Source organism: Pseudomonas sp. Cab53, from assembly GCF_018325965.1.
GTDB lineage: Bacteria > Pseudomonadota > Gammaproteobacteria > Pseudomonadales > Pseudomonadaceae > Aquipseudomonas > Aquipseudomonas chlororaphis_E.
Genome location: NZ_AP021902.1, coordinates 105,981 through 123,118 on the forward strand (window position 1 = coordinate 105,981; position 17,138 = coordinate 123,118).

The window sequence follows — 17,138 nt, forward strand, 5'->3', positions numbered from 1 at the left end:
AGGAAAAGACTGTAAGAAAACACCGGTACAGCAGTACAGTTTTTGACGAGAGTGAGCTGAGTTGCCGAGCATGGCCAAAACTGTAATTGCCAATAGGCCGATCCAACTGTGTCAAACCGCCAACATGCGACCGGTTTCTTCCAGGTTCACGTGCCAACTCAGTGCATCACGCAGAATGTGCGGGGTATGGCCTCCCAGTTTGCATGCTGCTTCGAAATACTGGTTCAAGGCCTCGCGATAGCTAGGGTGCACACACTTGTCGATGACCACGCGTGCCCGTTCCCTTGGAGCCAGGCCCCGAAGGTCGGCGAGGCCGATCTCGGTCACCAGGATGTCGACATCATGCTCGGTATGGTCCACATGGCTGACCATTGGCACGACGCTGGAAATCGCACCGCCCTTGGCAATCGACTTGGTGACGAAAATGGACAGGTGCGCATTACGGGCAAAGTCCCCCGAGCCGCCGATGCCGTTCATCATCCGTGTGCCACAGACGTGGGTAGAGTTGACGTTGCCATACAGGTCGAACTCCAGCGCAGTGTTGATACCAATGATGCCCAGGCGGCGCACCACCTCGGGATGGTTGGAAATTTCCTGTGGGCGCAGGACCAGTTTGTCCTGGTAGCGCTCCAGGTTCCCGAACACATCGGCATTGCGCCGGCTCGACAGCGTGATGGAGCTGCCCGAGGCGAAGCTCAGTTTGCCGGCGTCGATCAAATCGAACGTGGAGTCCTGCAGGACTTCGGAATACATGGTCAGGTCTTCGAACGGAGAGTCGATCAACCCGCACATCACCGCGTTGGCAATATTGCCGATGCCGGCCTGCAGCGGGCCGAGCTTGTTGGTCAGGCGCCCAGCCGCCACTTCCTGCTTGAAGAACTCGATCAGGTGATCTGCAATGGCCTGGGTGTCGTTATCCGGTGGCGTGACGGTCGAGGGTGAATCGCCCTGATGGGTGATGACGATGGCGGCGATTTTTTCCGGCGGGATCGGGATCGCGGTACTGCCAATGCGGTCGTCGACCTTCACCAGCGGTATTGGCGTGCGGGTCGGCCGATAGGTCGGAATATAGATGTCATGCAACCCTTCCAGGTTCGGATTGTGGGCCAGGTTGATTTCCACGATCACCTGTCGGGCAAAGATGGCGAAGCTGGCGGAGTTGCCCACCGACGTGGTCGGTACGATGTGGCCTTGCTCGGTGATGGCGACGGCTTCGATCACGGCAACATCGGGCAGCTTGAGTTGGGCGTTGCGCAGTTGCTCGACGGTTTCCGAAAGATGCTGGTCGATGAACATCACTTCGCCTGCGTTGATCGCCTTGCGCAGCGTGCTATCGACCTGGAAGGGCATACGCCGGGCCAGTACGCCGGCTTCGGTGAGCTCTTTGTCGAGGTCGTTCCCCAGGCTCGCACCGGTCATCAGGCTGATCTTCAGCGGAGTGACCTTGGCGCGTTGGGCCAGCGCGTGAGGTACCGCTTTCGCTTCGCCGGCACGGGTGAAACCGCTCATGCCGACGGTCATCCCGTCCTGGATCAGCAGGGCGGCTTGCTCGGCGCTCATCACTTTGTTCAACAACGAAGGCAGGCGGATGCGATCACGGTACATGGTGTGTTATCTCGGGCTGGAAGCAAGGAGTGCGCAGTCTAGTGAATTCGCGCCATGCCCGACCCGCTACAAAAGTCGCATTTAAGGCGTCTATTACGGGGGTTTCAGGCAAAACATTATTACCGGATCGGTAACGCTGGGCCTTGATACAAATCAAAACGCCCCGACGAGGCGGGGCGTTTTGACGAAGCGAGGGAGTGTTTATTCCACGGCTTTGACCATGTCTTCGATGACCTTCTTGGCGTCACCGAAGACCATCATGGTCTTGTCGAGGTAGAACAGTTCGTTATCCAGGCCGGCGTAGCCGCTGGCCATGGAGCGCTTGTTGACGATGATGGTCTTGGCCTTGAAGGCCTCGAGGATCGGCATGCCGGCAATCGGCGATTTCGGATCGTTCTTCGCCGCCGGGTTGACCACGTCGTTGGCGCCGAGCACCAGCACCACATCGGCCTGGCCGAACTCGGAGTTGATGTCCTCCATCTCGAACACCTGGTCATAAGGCACTTCGGCCTCGGCCAGCAGTACGTTCATGTGCCCGGGCATGCGGCCCGCCACCGGGTGGATCGCGTATTTCACCGTTACGCCGTGGTGGGTCAGCTTCTCGGTCAGCTCTTTCAACGCGTGTTGTGCGCGTGCCACCGCCAGGCCGTAGCCCGGAACGATGATGACCGTGTCGGCGTTGGTCAGCAGGAACGTCGCATCGTCCGCCGAACCGGACTTCACCGGACGGGCCTCTTGCGAACCGGCCGGGCCTGCCGCGTCGGCGCTGTTGCCGAAGCCGCCCAGCAGCACGTTGAAGAACGAACGGTTCATCGCCTTGCACATGATGTACGACAGGATCGCACCGCTCGAACCCACCAGGGAGCCGGCGATGATCAGCATCGAGTTGTTCAGCGAGAAGCCAATGCCCGCGGCTGCCCAACCCGAATAACTGTTGAGCATCGACACCACCACCGGCATGTCGGCGCCACCGATCGGGATAATGATCAACACGCCCAGCACGAACGCCAGGGCCAGCATCAAGGCGAATGCGCCGAGGTTGCCAGTGAACATGAAGGTCAGGCCCAGGCCCAGCGTGGCCAGGCCCAGGATCAGGTTGAGCTTGTGCTGGCCACCGAACTGTACGGGTGCGCCCTGGAACAGGCGGAACTTGTACTTGCCGGACAGCTTGCCGAAGGCGATCACCGAGCCGGAGAAGGTGATTGCACCAATTGCCGCGCCGAGGAACAGCTCTAGGCGGTTACCGGCCGGAATCGAATCGCCCAGTTGCTTGACGATGCCCAGCGATTGCGGCTCGACGACGGCGGCAATGGCGATGAACACCGCTGCCAGGCCGATCATGCTGTGCATGAAAGCGACCAGTTCCGGCATCTTGGTCATCTCGACGCGTTTGGCCATGATCGAGCCGGCGGTACCGCCGATCAGCAGGCCGACGATGACGTAGCCGATGCCGGCGGTTGCCAGCTCAGCGCCCAGCTTATAAATGAGGCCGACGGTGGTGAGGACCGCCAGCGCCATGCCGAGCATGCCGAACAGGTTGCCGCGACGGGACGTGGTCGGGTGCGACAGGCCTTTGAGGGCCTGGATGAAGCAGATCGACGCGATCAGGTAGAGCGTCGTTACCAGGTTCATGCTCATTACTTGGGCGCCTCTTCTTTTACGGCTTTCGGGGCTTTTTTCTTGAACATTTCAAGCATGCGGCGCGTCACCAGGAAGCCACCGAACACGTTCACGGCGGCCAGGGCCACAGCGAGGGTGCCCATGGTTTTGCCCAGGGGCGTGACCGTCAGCGCGGCGGCGAGCATGGCGCCGACGATCACGATGGCCGAAATGGCGTTGGTCACCGCCATCAATGGCGTGTGCAGCGCAGGTGTGACGTTCCAGACCACGTGGTAACCGACATAAATAGCCAGCACGAAGATGATCAGGTTGTAGATACCGGGGGAGATAAGCTCTTCCATTGTCTGAATCCCTGCTTAGGCGTTTTTGCGGATGACCTGGCCATCGCGGCACATCAGGCACGCGGCGACGATGTCGTCTTCCAGGTTCACGTCGAACTGACCTTCCTTGGTGAAGACCAGCTTCAGGAAGTCCAGCAGGTTGCGGGCATACAGCGCCGACGCGTCAGCGGCGACCTCACCGGCCAGGTTGGTCGGGCCGACGATGGTCACGCCATGCTCGACCACCACTTGATCGGCCACGGTCAGCGGGCAGTTGCCGCCCTGGGCTGCGGCGAGGTCGATGACCACCGAGCCGGGTTTCATCTGCGCGACGGTGTCGGCGCTCAGCAGGGTCGGAGCCTTGCGGCCCGGGATCAACGCGGTGGTGATGACGATGTCGGCCTGTTTGGCGCGCTCATGCACGGCTTGCGCCTGGCGCTGCATCCAACTGGCGGGCATTGGCCGGGCGTAACCGCCCACGCCAACGGCGCACTCACGCTCCTCGTCGGTTTCGTAAGGCACGTCTACGAACTTGGCGCCGAGGGACTCGATCTGTTCCTTCACAGCCGGACGCACATCCGAAGCCTCGATCACTGCACCCAGGCGCTTAGCCGTGGCAATCGCCTGCAACCCGGCCACACCCGCGCCGAGAATCAGCACGCGCGCCGCTTTCACGGTACCCGCCGCGGTCATCAGCATCGGCATGAAGCGTGGGTAGTAGTGGGCAGCCAACAGCACGGCCTTGTAGCCGGCAATGTTCGCTTGAGATGACAGCACATCCAGGCTTTGCGCGCGCGAGGTGCGCGGCGCGGCCTCCAGGGCGAACGCGGTAATGCCGCACTCGGCCAGCTTGGCGATGGTTTCGTTGTTGAACGGGTTGAGCATGCCTACCAGAACGGTGCCGCGTTTGATCAACGTCAGTTCGCTGTCGTTGGGGGCGACCACCTTGAGAATCAGCTCGGCGCCGAATGCCTCGCTGGCGCTGCCAATGGTGGCGCCTGCTGCCTCGTAAGCACTGTCGATAACGCTGGCCTTGATGCCGGCGCCGCTCTGGACGGTGACTTTGTGGCCTTGGCCGATCAGCTTCTTGATGGTTTCCGGGGTAGCAGCAACCCGTGTTTCACCCGGTTGGGTTTCGAGGGGAACACCAATGTGCACGTCAAATCTCCTGCGTGATCTTATTGAGTAAACCCATGCACTTCGGATGGTGCGGTTGGGGCGGCGGATCAGCACGGCCCCACTGATTCAGGCGGGGCGCGGCATTTTGCAGGCGAAAATTCAGGCCTTCAAGGGATTATGACGTGTGACGGAAAATTAACTACAAGTCACCCTGTGACCGAATGTCGCAAGCGCCCCTGGACGTTCCTCTGAAACCCTTGCCCCGTAAGGCTTCAGGGGGTTTTCAAAGGTTTTGCCATGAATCAGGTGAATATGCATTGGTGAATATGGCGATATGGCTCAAAGCCACGTATTTAAACGCTTTCGAGACTACCGTACTGATTTCCAACAGATTGACTGAAAGCGACAAAAACTTATATCTGTAGCGCTTTTTATTAGCTGACTACCGGAGTCGGTTATCGATTTATGGCTATTTTTCAAGGTGATAGTCCTTGGCCTGATCCACCAGCCAATCACGAAAAGCACGGAGCGACGCCGACTCCACCTTGCGTTCCGGGATCATCAGGTAATAAGCCTTGATGCTCGACAGCGCGCTGCGATTGGCAATGACCAGGCGCTTTTCCGCCAGTTCGCGCTGGATCAGAAACGGCGGGATCAGGGCAATGCCCATGTCGTGCATGGCCGCTTGGGCCAGCATGGAGAATAGTTCATAACGCGGGCCTGTCAGGTCGCGAGCGATGTTCAGGTTCTGGGCGTTGAACCATTGGCGCCATGCATAAGGACGAGTGGTCTGCTGGAGCAGGGGGAGTTCGGCGATGGCTTCTGGCGTCAGACCTTTGCGGCCATCCAGTAGTGCTGGGCTGCACACCGGCATCGGATTCTCACCCATCAGTTTGTGGGACTCGGTCCCGGACCAGTCCGCATCACCGAAATAGATGGCGGCGTCAAATTCCGTGTCTGCAAAGAGAAAGGGTCGTGTGCGGTTCGTCAGGTTAACGGTGACCTCCGGGTGCTGCTGTTGGAAATCCTTGAGGCGGGGCAGCAGCCATTGGGTACCGAACGTCGGGACCACAGCCAGCTCGATCACGTTCGCACCGGTATGCCCCATCACTGACAGCGCATCTCGCTCAACGGCATCCAATTGAGCGGCCACCCGCCGACTGTAGGAAAGGCCTGCCTCGGTCAATTTGACTCCTCGCCGTGAACGTCGAAAAAGCTCGACGCTGAGGAAGTCTTCCAGGCCCGCGATCTGTCGGCAGATGGCACCTTGGGTCAGGGAAAGTTCTTGAGCGGCCTTGGTGAAGCTCTCATGCCGGGCGGCGGCCTCGAAGCTGATCAGGGCGGCGGTACTGGGGATTTTGCGGCGCATGTACGGCTACCTCACTCATTACCGTTGTAAACAGGGTATACGGCATTTACGGAGTGAGAAATTAGCACAAGAGGATGCGTAATCCTCGTTTGCCCTTGTAGGAAACCGCGCCTAGGATCAACCCACGATTTTCATCTAATTGGCGAGGACTCTTTCATGGCCGGTAAAGCGAGCTTCAACTGGATCGATCCATTGTTGCTGGACCAGCAACTCACCGAAGAAGAGCGCATGATCCGCGACACTGCCGAGCAGTTTGCCCAGCAGAAGCTGGCGCCGCGGGTGCTGGAAGCTTTCCGTCATGAAAAGACCGACCCGGCGATCTTTCGCGAGATGGGCGAAGTGGGGCTGCTGGGTGCAACCATTCCCGAACAATACGGTGGCAGCGGGCTGAACTATGTCAGCTATGGCCTGATTGCGCGTGAAGTGGAGCGTGTCGATTCCGGCTATCGCTCGATGATGAGCGTCCAATCCTCCTTGGTCATGGTGCCGATCAATGAATTTGGCACCGAAGCACAGAAGCAGAAGTACTTGCCCAAGCTGGCCTCCGGTGAATGGATCGGCTGCTTTGGCCTGACGGAGCCGAACCACGGTTCCGACCCTGGCGCGATGATTACTCGTGCGCGCAAGGTGGAAGGCGGCTACAGCCTGACGGGCAGCAAGATGTGGATCACCAACAGCCCGATAGCCGACGTGTTTGTCGTCTGGGGTAAGGATGACGCGGGCGATATCCGCGGCTTCGTTCTCGAAAAAGGCTGGAAAGGCCTGAGCGCTCCGGCCATCCATGGCAAGGTTGGTTTGCGTGCGTCGATCACCGGCGAGATCGTCATGGATAACGTGTTTGTCCCCGAAGAAAACATCTTCCCGGATGTGCGTGGCCTGAAGGGGCCGTTCACTTGCTTGAACTCGGCACGCTATGGCATTTCCTGGGGCGCGTTGGGTGCTGCTGAATTCTGCTGGCACACCGCTCGCCAGTACACGCTGGATCGCCAGCAGTTTGGCCGTCCTCTGGCGGCTAATCAGCTGATCCAGAAGAAACTGGCCGACATGCAGACAGAAATCACGCTGGCCTTGCAGGGTTGCCTGCGCCTGGGCCGTATGAAGGATGAGGGTTCGGCTGCGGTCGAAATCACGTCGATCATGAAGCGCAACTCCTGCGGTAAATCCCTGGATATCGCCCGCATGGCGCGGGACATGCTGGGCGGCAACGGCATATCCGATGAGTTTGGTATCGCGCGTCATTTGGTGAACCTGGAAGTCGTGAACACCTATGAAGGTACCCACGACGTTCATGCGCTGATCCTGGGGCGTGCGCAAACCGGTATCCAGGCGTTCTATTAATAGGAGAGCTGTCATGGGCGCGCTTTCGCATCTGCGGGTGCTGGACTTATCGAGAGTATTGGCCGGGCCGTGGGCCGGACAGATCCTGGCGGACCTGGGGGCGGAGGTTATCAAGGTCGAGCGCCCTGGCAATGGTGACGACACGCGTGCCTGGGGCCCGCCGTTCCTGAAGGATGCGTCTGGCGAGAATACGACCGAAGCGGCTTATTACCTGTCGGCCAATCGCAACAAGCAATCGGTAACGATCGACCTCACGCGCCCGGAAGGGCAGCAACTGGTTCGGGAGCTTGCGGCCAAGTCCGACATCCTGATCGAGAATTTCAAGGTGGGCGGGCTGGCGGCTTATGGCCTGGACTATGACTCGCTGAAAGCGATCAATCCGCAACTGATCTATTGCTCGATTACCGGCTTTGGCCAGACTGGACCTTATGCCAAGCGTGCCGGGTATGACTTCATGATCCAGGGGCTCGGCGGCCTGATGAGTCTTACCGGTCGGCCTGAAGGTGACGAGGGGGCGGGCCCGGTGAAGGTCGGGGTGGCGCTGACGGATATCCTTACGGGCCTGTATTCGACCGTTGCGATTCTGGCGGCGTTGGCTCATCGCGATCAGGTGGGTGGCGGGCAGCACATTGATATGGCCCTGCTGGACGTCCAGGTGGCTTGTTTGGCCAACCAGGCGATGAACTACCTGACCACGGGGCAGGCGCCGAAGCGGTTGGGCAACGCTCATCCGAATATCGTGCCTTATCAGGATTTTCCTACGGCTGATGGCGACTTCATTCTCACCGTGGGTAATGACAGCCAGTTCCGCAAATTCGCCGAGGTGGCCGGGCAACCTCAGTGGGCCGATGATCCACGGTTTGCGACGAATAAACTGCGGGTGGCGAACCGGACGGTGCTGATCCCCTTGATTCGCCAGGCGACGGTGTTCAAGACCACGGCGCAATGGGTGGCTCAGTTGGAGCAGGCGGGTGTGCCGTGTGGGCCGATCAATGATCTGGCGCAGGTGTTCGCGGATCCACAGGTGCAGGCCCGAGGGCTGGCGGTGGAGCTGCCTCATGCGCTGGCCGGCAAAGTACCTCAAGTGGCTAGTCCGATTCGTCTGTCCGAGACGCCCGTTGAATACCGCAGCGCGCCGCCTTTGCTGGGGGAACATACCCAGGAAGTGCTCCGGCGCGTGCTGGGGTTGGACGAGGCCGCGGTGACCGCACTCAAGGAAGCTGGCGTTCTTTGAAACCGTCCTTCTATATAGATAGGCCCCAATAAGGGTTTTCCGGGCTCACTTAACTTATTGATAGGAAAGTGAAATTAAGTGTTGACGGCAGATTCCAGACGTCTATAATTCGCCCCACTTCCGGCGCAGTCGAAACGAAAAACTCCTTGAGTTTCAATGAGTTAAACGATTTTAGGCAGTGCAGGGCTTCAGTTCATCGAAGTCCGGAAGCCGTGGATAAGGCGCTGTCGTTTGGCTTTATCAACGGTTCGATCCTCTCGATCGAAAGCGGTGAAAAAGAGGTGTTGACAGCAGCGAACAACGCTGTAGAATTCGCCTCCCGCTAACGAGAGATCGAAAGCGCAAGTGGTTGAAGTTGTTAGTGTTTCCCACGGGAAGCTTTGAAAAACTTCTTAAATAACCGCTTGACAGCAACACCAGGCGCTGTAGAATGCGCGCCTCGGTTGAGACGAAAGAATCAACCACCGCTCTTTAACAACTGAATCAAGCAATTCGTGTGGGTGCTTGTGGAGTCAGACTGCTAGTCAACAGATTATCAGCATCACAAGTTACTCCGCGAGAAATCAAAGATGTAACCAACGATTGCTGAGCCAAGTTTAGGGTTTTCTCAAAACCCAAAGATGTTTGAACTGAAGAGTTTGATCATGGCTCAGATTGAACGCTGGCGGCAGGCCTAACACATGCAAGTCGAGCGGTAGAGAGGTGCTTGCGCCTCTTGAGAGCGGCGGACGGGTGAGTAATGCCTAGGAATCTGCCTGGTAGTGGGGGATAACGTTCGGAAACGAACGCTAATACCGCATACGTCCTACGGGAGAAAGCAGGGGACCTTCGGGCCTTGCGCTATCAGATGAGCCTAGGTCGGATTAGCTAGTTGGTGAGGTAATGGCTCACCAAGGCGACGATCCGTAACTGGTCTGAGAGGATGATCAGTCACACTGGAACTGAGACACGGTCCAGACTCCTACGGGAGGCAGCAGTGGGGAATATTGGACAATGGGCGAAAGCCTGATCCAGCCATGCCGCGTGTGTGAAGAAGGTCTTCGGATTGTAAAGCACTTTAAGTTGGGAGGAAGGGTTGTAGATTAATACTCTGCAATTTTGACGTTACCGACAGAATAAGCACCGGCTAACTCTGTGCCAGCAGCCGCGGTAATACAGAGGGTGCAAGCGTTAATCGGAATTACTGGGCGTAAAGCGCGCGTAGGTGGTTCGTTAAGTTGGATGTGAAAGCCCCGGGCTCAACCTGGGAACTGCATTCAAAACTGTCGAGCTAGAGTATGGTAGAGGGTGGTGGAATTTCCTGTGTAGCGGTGAAATGCGTAGATATAGGAAGGAACACCAGTGGCGAAGGCGACCACCTGGACTGATACTGACACTGAGGTGCGAAAGCGTGGGGAGCAAACAGGATTAGATACCCTGGTAGTCCACGCCGTAAACGATGTCAACTAGCCGTTGGGAGCCTTGAGCTCTTAGTGGCGCAGCTAACGCATTAAGTTGACCGCCTGGGGAGTACGGCCGCAAGGTTAAAACTCAAATGAATTGACGGGGGCCCGCACAAGCGGTGGAGCATGTGGTTTAATTCGAAGCAACGCGAAGAACCTTACCAGGCCTTGACATCCAATGAACTTTCCAGAGATGGATTGGTGCCTTCGGGAGCATTGAGACAGGTGCTGCATGGCTGTCGTCAGCTCGTGTCGTGAGATGTTGGGTTAAGTCCCGTAACGAGCGCAACCCTTGTCCTTAGTTACCAGCACGTTATGGTGGGCACTCTAAGGAGACTGCCGGTGACAAACCGGAGGAAGGTGGGGATGACGTCAAGTCATCATGGCCCTTACGGCCTGGGCTACACACGTGCTACAATGGTCGGTACAGAGGGTTGCCAAGCCGCGAGGTGGAGCTAATCCCATAAAACCGATCGTAGTCCGGATCGCAGTCTGCAACTCGACTGCGTGAAGTCGGAATCGCTAGTAATCGCGAATCAGAATGTCGCGGTGAATACGTTCCCGGGCCTTGTACACACCGCCCGTCACACCATGGGAGTGGGTTGCACCAGAAGTAGCTAGTCTAACCTTCGGGGGACGGTTACCACGGTGTGATTCATGACTGGGGTGAAGTCGTAACAAGGTAGCCGTAGGGGAACCTGCGGCTGGATCACCTCCTTAATCGACGACAGCAGCGGCTTCATGAGCTCCCACACGAATTGCTTGATTCATTGAAGAAGACGATTAGAAGCAGCCCGAAATTGGGTCTGTAGCTCAGTTGGTTAGAGCGCACCCCTGATAAGGGTGAGGTCGGCAGTTCGAATCTGCCCAGACCCACCAATTTTGTGTGGGAAACGCCTGTAGAAATACGGGGCCATAGCTCAGCTGGGAGAGCGCCTGCCTTGCACGCAGGAGGTCAGCGGTTCGATCCCGCTTGGCTCCACCACTACTGCTTCTGAGACTGAAAGCTTAGAAATGAGCATTCCATCGACGCGATGGTGAATGTTGATTTCTGGTCTTTTGACTGGATCGTTCTTTAAAAATTTGGGTATGTGATAGAAAGATAGACTGAACGTTACTTTCACTGGTAACGGATCAGGCTAAGGTAAAATTTGTGAGCGTTCTTAATTGAGCATGCAAATTTTCGGCGAATGTCGTCTTCACAGTATAACCAGATTGCTTGGGGTTATATGGTCAAGTGAAGAAGCGCATACGGTGGATGCCTTGGCAGTCAGAGGCGATGAAAGACGTGGTAGCCTGCGAAAAGCTTCGGGGAGTCGGCAAACAGACTGTGATCCGGAGATGTCTGAATGGGGGAACCCAGCCATCATAAGATGGTTATCTTGCACTGAATACATAGGTGCAAGAAGCGAACCAGGGGAACTGAAACATCTAAGTACCCTGAGGAAAAGAAATCAACCGAGATTCCCTTAGTAGTGGCGAGCGAACGGGGACTAGCCCTTAAGCTTCTTTGATTTTAGCGGAACGCTCTGGAAAGTGCGGCCATAGTGGGTGATAGCCCTGTACGCGAAAGGATCTTAGAAGTGAAATCGAGTAGGACGGAGCACGAGAAACTTTGTCTGAATATGGGGGGACCATCCTCCAAGGCTAAATACTACTGACTGACCGATAGTGAACTAGTACCGTGAGGGAAAGGCGAAAAGAACCCCGGAGAGGGGAGTGAAATAGATCCTGAAACCGTATGCGTACAAGCAGTGGGAGCAGACTTTGTTCTGTGACTGCGTACCTTTTGTATAATGGGTCAGCGACTTATTTTCAGTGGCGAGCTTAACCGAATAGGGGAGGCGTAGCGAAAGCGAGTCTTAATAGGGCGTCTAGTCGCTGGGAATAGACCCGAAACCGGGCGATCTATCCATGGGCAGGTTGAAGGTTAGGTAACACTGACTGGAGGACCGAACCGACTACCGTTGAAAAGTTAGCGGATGACCTGTGGATCGGAGTGAAAGGCTAATCAAGCTCGGAGATAGCTGGTTCTCCTCGAAAGCTATTTAGGTAGCGCCTCATGTATCACTGTAGGGGGTAGAGCACTGTTTCGGCTAGGGGGTCATCCCGACTTACCAAACCGATGCAAACTCCGAATACCTACAAGTGCCGAGCATGGGAGACACACGGCGGGTGCTAACGTCCGTCGTGAAAAGGGAAACAACCCAGACCGTCAGCTAAGGTCCCAAAGTTATGGTTAAGTGGGAAACGATGTGGGAAGGCTTAGACAGCTAGGAGGTTGGCTTAGAAGCAGCCACCCTTTAAAGAAAGCGTAATAGCTCACTAGTCGAGTCGGCCTGCGCGGAAGATTTAACGGGGCTCAAACCATACACCGAAGCTACGGGTATCACGTAAGTGATGCGGTAGAGGAGCGTTCTGTAAGCCTGTGAAGGTGAGTTGAGAAGCTTGCTGGAGGTATCAGAAGTGCGAATGCTGACATGAGTAACGACAATGGGTGTGAAAAACACCCACGCCGAAAGACCAAGGTTTCCTGCGCAACGTTAATCGACGCAGGGTTAGTCGGTCCCTAAGGCGAGGCTGAAAAGCGTAGTCGATGGAAAACAGGTTAATATTCCTGTACTTCTGGTTATTGCGATGGAGGGACGGAGAAGGCTAGGCCAGCTTGGCGTTGGTTGTCCAAGTTTAAGGTGGTAGGCTGAAATCTTAGGTAAATCCGGGGTTTCAAGGCCGAGAGCTGATGACGAGTTACCCTTTGGGTGACGAAGTGGTTGATGCCATGCTTCCAAGAAAAGCTTCTAAGCTTCAGGTAACCAGGAACCGTACCCCAAACCGACACAGGTGGTTGGGTAGAGAATACCAAGGCGCTTGAGAGAACTCGGGTGAAGGAACTAGGCAAAATGGCACCGTAACTTCGGGAGAAGGTGCGCCGGTGAGGGTGAAGCACTTGCTGCGTAAGCCCACGCCGGTCGAAGATACCAGGCCGCTGCGACTGTTTATTAAAAACACAGCACTCTGCAAACACGAAAGTGGACGTATAGGGTGTGACGCCTGCCCGGTGCCGGAAGGTTAATTGATGGGGTTAGCTAACGCGAAGCTCTTGATCGAAGCCCCGGTAAACGGCGGCCGTAACTATAACGGTCCTAAGGTAGCGAAATTCCTTGTCGGGTAAGTTCCGACCTGCACGAATGGCGTAACGATGGCGGCGCTGTCTCCACCCGAGACTCAGTGAAATTGAAATCGCTGTGAAGATGCAGTGTATCCGCGGCTAGACGGAAAGACCCCGTGAACCTTTACTATAGCTTTGCACTGGACTTTGAATTTGCTTGTGTAGGATAGGTGGGAGGCTTTGAAGCGTGGACGCCAGTCTGCGTGGAGCCATCCTTGAAATACCACCCTGGCAACTTTGAGGTTCTAACTCAGGTCCGTTATCCGGATCGAGGACAGTGTATGGTGGGTAGTTTGACTGGGGCGGTCTCCTCCTAAAGAGTAACGGAGGAGTACGAAGGTGCGCTCAGACCGGTCGGAAATCGGTCGTAGAGTATAAAGGCAAAAGCGCGCTTGACTGCGAGACAGACACGTCGAGCAGGTACGAAAGTAGGTCTTAGTGATCCGGTGGTTCTGTATGGAAGGGCCATCGCTCAACGGATAAAAGGTACTCCGGGGATAACAGGCTGATACCGCCCAAGAGTTCATATCGACGGCGGTGTTTGGCACCTCGATGTCGGCTCATCACATCCTGGGGCTGAAGCCGGTCCCAAGGGTATGGCTGTTCGCCATTTAAAGTGGTACGCGAGCTGGGTTTAGAACGTCGTGAGACAGTTCGGTCCCTATCTGCCGTGGACGTTTGAGATTTGAGAGGGGCTGCTCCTAGTACGAGAGGACCGGAGTGGACGAACCTCTGGTGTTCCGGTTGTCACGCCAGTGGCATTGCCGGGTAGCTATGTTCGGAAAAGATAACCGCTGAAAGCATCTAAGCGGGAAACTTGCCTCAAGATGAGATCTCACTGGGGCCTTGAGCTCCCTGAAGGGCCGTCGAAGACTACGACGTTGATAGGCAGGGTGTGTAAGCGCTGTGAGGCGTTGAGCTAACCTGTACTAATTGCCCGTGAGGCTTGACCATATAACACCCAAGCAATTTGCGCTTAGAAAGCCAGATTGCGGTGTGGTGAAGACGAAACAAACCGAAAGTTTGCGGCTCACACCCGATCACATACCCGATTTGCTGGAACGCTGAAAAGCGCGCTGGCTCAAGAATTTCTTGACGACCATAGAGCATTGGAACCACCTGATCCCATCCCGAACTCAGAAGTGAAACGATGCATCGCCGATGGTAGTGTGGGGTTTCCCCATGTGAGAGTAGGTCATCGTCAAGATTAAATTCCGAAACCCCAATTGCGAAAGCAGTTGGGGTTTTGTTTTAGTAGAAGTTATCGATTTTCTCCGGCTCGTTGTTGTTGAACGGGCGGGACACAGAATTTCTTGACGACCATAGAGCATTGGAACCACCTGATCCCATCCCGAACTCAGCAGTGAAACGATGCATCGCCGATGGTAGTTTGGGGTTTCCCCATGTGAGAGTAGGTCATCGTCAAGATTGAATTCCCAAAACCCCTGTCTGCTGACGCAGACAGGGGTTTTGTCGTTTTGGGCCGGTAATCGGATCAAGCGTTGATTGTCCGTGATGCCCCGGCAAACCCCGTTGCCGTTGCTATGCTGTGATAGTCGGGGTACCTCGAACCAAGGGCCCGCGACGTCACTGGTCATGGGGATTCCAATAATGAAAAACCCTTATGCTCCTGGCTTCTGGTGCGCGATTGCGGCGTTGTTGCTGCTCTCGGCCACCTACTTCTATGGCGTCATGCTCACTCACCAGATCGACAAGGCGCTGCTCTTCCTGGACAGCGCGGCGGCGTTGATCGGTGTGATCTCCATCGCAACCGTGGCCTGGGCATCCTTGCAAGGCCAACGCATCAAGAAAAAACACCTTGAGCAAGGCAAGACCCTGGTGCTGATCTGGGACACCAAGGTGGCGCTGCGGCGAGTGGAAACAGTGTTCGACCGATACTTCTGGGGCAGCTACTGGCAGCCGGGCCGCACTTTTCAGGAGGTCATGGGAGAGCTCACCGGCACTCCGCTGGAAAAGAGTCTCGAAGCCCTGAAGGTCCAATGCGCCGCCTTGGACAAGCAAGTCACCCAGGACGGTTGGCATTGGCTCAATAACGCGCGTGAGCTGTGTGATGTCGCTAACGCCATGGCCCGGGAGCGCTACCAGCTGGATTTCTGCGATTCGCGGGCTGACTCATCTGGCGCCGCGGTGATCAACCGTGATTTCGAAGTGCTGGTCTACACATGGAGCGCCCGGCTCAAGACCTTCGACCATCAACTCGACGAAATTGAAGTCCAATATTCGTAGACCACCTCTCAAGAACAGGTTTTTACCCCTTTAAACATTGGGCCCGAAGGCCTGCGTGATGGTAATCTCCCCTCCACTTCACGGCGTCGAGCCACACCCCTTTGCGGGTCAGGGAAGACGACGGCTTTCTTCAACCATGGATATCAATCGGGTCACTCATGAATAAATCAGCAAGCGTACTTCTGGGTATCGTCGTGGCGGTCGGTGCGATCAGCGCGGGAGGCGCGTGGTACACCGGCACCAAGCTCGAAGGCGTGCTGCAAAAAGCGATTGTCGACAGCAACAAGCAAATGCAAACGGCCATGGCAGGTTCCAATAGCACCGCCGTCCTGGAGCTGGTTTCCATGGAACGTGGCACGTTCAGCAGCACCGCTCACTATCGTCTCAAGGGTGAGGGCGAGGTGTTTGGTGGTGAGCCGGTCGAGCTGCTGCTCGTCGACAAGATCGAACACGGTCCAATCCCGTTCTCGCGTTTGGTAACGCTCAAGTGGTTGCCAGTCATGGCCACCAGCCATACCGAGCTGGAGCCCAACCCGCTGACTGAAAAGTGGTTCGCTGCCACCCAGGGCAAGTCGCCGCTCAAGGGCGTGACCAACCTGGGTTATGACGAGTCCTTCAACGGCACCTATGAACTGTTGCCGCTGGACACCAAGCTGGATGAGAAAACCCAGCTGATCTTCTCTGGCCTGAAAATCGATATGGCCGCCAGTGCCCAAGGGCAGAAGGTCAAGGCTGACGGCTACATGGACAGCATCAAGCTGACCACGGTCAGCGAAGACCAGACACCGGTGCACGTCGAGGTAAACGGCCTGACGCTGGCCAGCAATCTGAGCAAAAGCACCTATGGCTACTACATGGGTGACAACACCGTATTGCTGAGCAACATCAAGTCCACCTTTGGCGAGCCGAAGTCGGTGCTGGGCCTGAAAAACCTGGAGATGAAGAACAGCAGCTCCGAAAACGGCACCAGTGCCTCCGGGCGCGCCGACTACAAGATCGGTGAGCTGTCGTACAACGACAAGACCATCGGTGCTGCGCAGATGGCTGTGAGCCTGAAGAACCTGGACATTCCGGCCACGATGTCGCTGATGCAGATCTACCAGACCAAGCTGCAACCCTACGAGAAAGCCGCCGCTGAAGCCGCTGCTGCCGGCGAGCCAACGCCTGAGTTGAACCTGACTGAAGCCGAGGAAGCGCAGGTCAAAGCCGATCTGGAGAAGATCCTGGCCGGCGCCCCGCAAATCGCTTTGGAGAACCTGTCGTTCAGTACCGCCAACGGTGAAAGCCGTGCGAGCCTGGTCGTCGACCTGGCCAAGCCGCAATCCATGGACCTGCCGCCTGATGAGCTGGGCCGCCAACTGCTCGCCCTGCTGGAGTTCAACCTCAAGGTGTCCAAGCCGATGCTGGCGGACCTGATCACTGTTCAGGCCCAGATGGAAGGCCAGACGGATGCCAAGATGATCGCCGACCAGGCCACCGCCACCAGCGATATGTTCAGTGCCATGGCCGTTGGCACGCAGCTGGCGACGCTTGATGGCAATGACGTGGTGACCAAGCTGCACTACGCCAACAATCAGGTTGATTTCAACGGTCAGAAGATGACAGTGGAGCAATTCACCGCGTTTGTGATGAATCAGATTGGCGGTGGCGTCGCGGTCCAGTAAACCGCCTCGCG

10 protein-coding genes, 2 tRNA genes and 4 rRNA genes are annotated in these 17,138 nt (G+C 56.5%); 11 read left to right on the top strand and 5 right to left on the bottom strand.

Annotation, left to right across the window (positions count from 1 at the left end; translation table 11 throughout):
• Nucleotides 1–111 precede the first annotated feature (111 nt).
• From KI241_RS00515 to KI241_RS00535, 5 genes are all read right to left on the bottom strand, one after another.
• Complete coding sequence (locus tag KI241_RS00515; protein ID WP_042731841.1) at nucleotides 112–1,605, bottom strand: acetyl-CoA hydrolase/transferase family protein; 1,494 nt, start codon at nucleotides 1,603–1,605, stop codon at nucleotides 112–114.
• A 201-nt stretch (nucleotides 1,606–1,806) separates the two neighbouring features.
• Nucleotides 1,807–3,243 (bottom strand): NAD(P)(+) transhydrogenase (Re/Si-specific) subunit beta, encoded by a 1,437-nt coding sequence (locus KI241_RS00520; RefSeq protein ID WP_042731840.1) that lies wholly within the window; start codon nucleotides 3,241–3,243, stop codon nucleotides 1,807–1,809.
• Nucleotides 3,243–3,566, bottom strand: a complete 324-nt coding sequence (locus KI241_RS00525) for an NAD(P) transhydrogenase subunit alpha (protein WP_003187010.1) — start codon at nucleotides 3,564–3,566, stop codon at nucleotides 3,243–3,245. The genes KI241_RS00520 and KI241_RS00525 overlap by 1 nt, the downstream gene beginning before the upstream one ends.
• Before the next feature lie 15 nt (nucleotides 3,567–3,581).
• Nucleotides 3,582–4,703 (bottom strand): Re/Si-specific NAD(P)(+) transhydrogenase subunit alpha, encoded by a 1,122-nt coding sequence (locus tag KI241_RS00530; RefSeq protein WP_042731839.1) that lies wholly within the window; start codon nucleotides 4,701–4,703, stop codon nucleotides 3,582–3,584.
• A gap of 430 nt (nucleotides 4,704–5,133) precedes the next feature.
• Nucleotides 5,134–6,033 carry a LysR family transcriptional regulator gene (locus tag KI241_RS00535; RefSeq protein WP_123579331.1) on the bottom strand — a complete coding sequence of 300 codons (900 nt, stop codon included), beginning with the start codon at nucleotides 6,031–6,033 and terminating at the stop codon, nucleotides 5,134–5,136.
• Nucleotides 6,034–6,189: 156 nt separating this feature from the next.
• Here KI241_RS00535 and KI241_RS00540 point away from each other — a divergent pair, with 156 nt between their 5' ends.
• The 11 genes from KI241_RS00540 (at nucleotide 6,190) to KI241_RS00590 (ending at nucleotide 17,127) form a co-directional block, all read left to right on the top strand.
• Nucleotides 6,190–7,371 carry an acyl-CoA dehydrogenase gene (locus KI241_RS00540; protein WP_039593369.1) on the top strand — a complete coding sequence of 394 codons (1,182 nt, stop codon included), beginning with the start codon at nucleotides 6,190–6,192 and terminating at the stop codon, nucleotides 7,369–7,371.
• A gap of 13 nt (nucleotides 7,372–7,384) precedes the next feature.
• The gene (locus KI241_RS00545; RefSeq protein WP_212803231.1) at nucleotides 7,385–8,605 is read left to right on the top strand and encodes a CaiB/BaiF CoA-transferase family protein; all 1,221 of its coding nucleotides are present in this window, start codon (nucleotides 7,385–7,387) and stop codon (nucleotides 8,603–8,605) included.
• Between the two features lie 146 nt (nucleotides 8,606–8,751).
• Entirely contained in the window at nucleotides 8,752–8,931 is a 180-nt protein-coding gene (locus KI241_RS00550; protein ID WP_212803232.1) for a hypothetical protein, read from the top strand.
• Between the two features lie 300 nt (nucleotides 8,932–9,231).
• Nucleotides 9,232–10,767 (top strand): 16S ribosomal RNA (locus tag KI241_RS00555).
• Nucleotides 10,768–10,849: 82 nt separating this feature from the next.
• A tRNA-Ile gene (locus tag KI241_RS00560) sits at nucleotides 10,850–10,926 on the top strand.
• Between the two features lie 30 nt (nucleotides 10,927–10,956).
• Nucleotides 10,957–11,032: transfer RNA gene (locus KI241_RS00565), tRNA-Ala, on the top strand.
• A gap of 246 nt (nucleotides 11,033–11,278) precedes the next feature.
• Nucleotides 11,279–14,170: ribosomal RNA gene (locus KI241_RS00570) — 23S ribosomal RNA — on the top strand.
• Nucleotides 14,171–14,307: 137 nt separating this feature from the next.
• Nucleotides 14,308–14,423 (top strand): 5S ribosomal RNA (gene rrf / locus KI241_RS00575).
• Nucleotides 14,424–14,528: 105 nt separating this feature from the next.
• Nucleotides 14,529–14,644: ribosomal RNA gene (rrf, locus tag KI241_RS00580) — 5S ribosomal RNA — on the top strand.
• The 16S, 23S and 5S rRNA genes sit together here with 2 tRNA genes alongside, the layout of an rRNA operon.
• Nucleotides 14,645–14,827: 183 nt before the next feature.
• Nucleotides 14,828–15,463: a hypothetical protein gene (locus tag KI241_RS00585; protein ID WP_042728961.1), complete on the top strand. Its 636-nt coding sequence runs from the start codon at nucleotides 14,828–14,830 to the stop codon at nucleotides 15,461–15,463.
• 158 nt (nucleotides 15,464–15,621) lie between these two features.
• A complete protein-coding gene (locus tag KI241_RS00590; RefSeq protein ID WP_042728962.1) occupies nucleotides 15,622–17,127 on the top strand; it encodes a YdgA family protein in 1,506 nt (501 codons plus the stop codon).
• Nucleotides 17,128–17,138: the final 11 nt, after the last annotated feature.

Bases quoted from the DNA above. Each gene is read 5' to 3' on its own strand.
- KI241_RS00525 (WP_003187010.1), bottom strand. From the start codon at position 3,566: ATGGAAGAGCTTATCTCCCCCGGTATCTACAACCTGATCATCTTCGTG.
- KI241_RS00590 (WP_042728962.1), top strand. From the start codon at position 15,622: ATGAATAAATCAGCAAGCGTACTTCTGGGTATCGTCGTGGCGGTCGGT.
- KI241_RS00540 (WP_039593369.1), top strand. From the start codon at position 6,190: ATGGCCGGTAAAGCGAGCTTCAACTGGATCGATCCATTGTTGCTGGAC.
- KI241_RS00545 (WP_212803231.1), top strand. From the start codon at position 7,385: ATGGGCGCGCTTTCGCATCTGCGGGTGCTGGACTTATCGAGAGTATTG.
- KI241_RS00515 (WP_042731841.1), bottom strand. From the start codon at position 1,605: ATGTACCGTGATCGCATCCGCCTGCCTTCGTTGTTGAACAAAGTGATG.
- KI241_RS00585 (WP_042728961.1), top strand. From the start codon at position 14,828: ATGAAAAACCCTTATGCTCCTGGCTTCTGGTGCGCGATTGCGGCGTTG.
- KI241_RS00520 (WP_042731840.1), bottom strand. From the start codon at position 3,243: ATGAGCATGAACCTGGTAACGACGCTCTACCTGATCGCGTCGATCTGC.
- KI241_RS00535 (WP_123579331.1), bottom strand. From the start codon at position 6,033: ATGCGCCGCAAAATCCCCAGTACCGCCGCCCTGATCAGCTTCGAGGCC.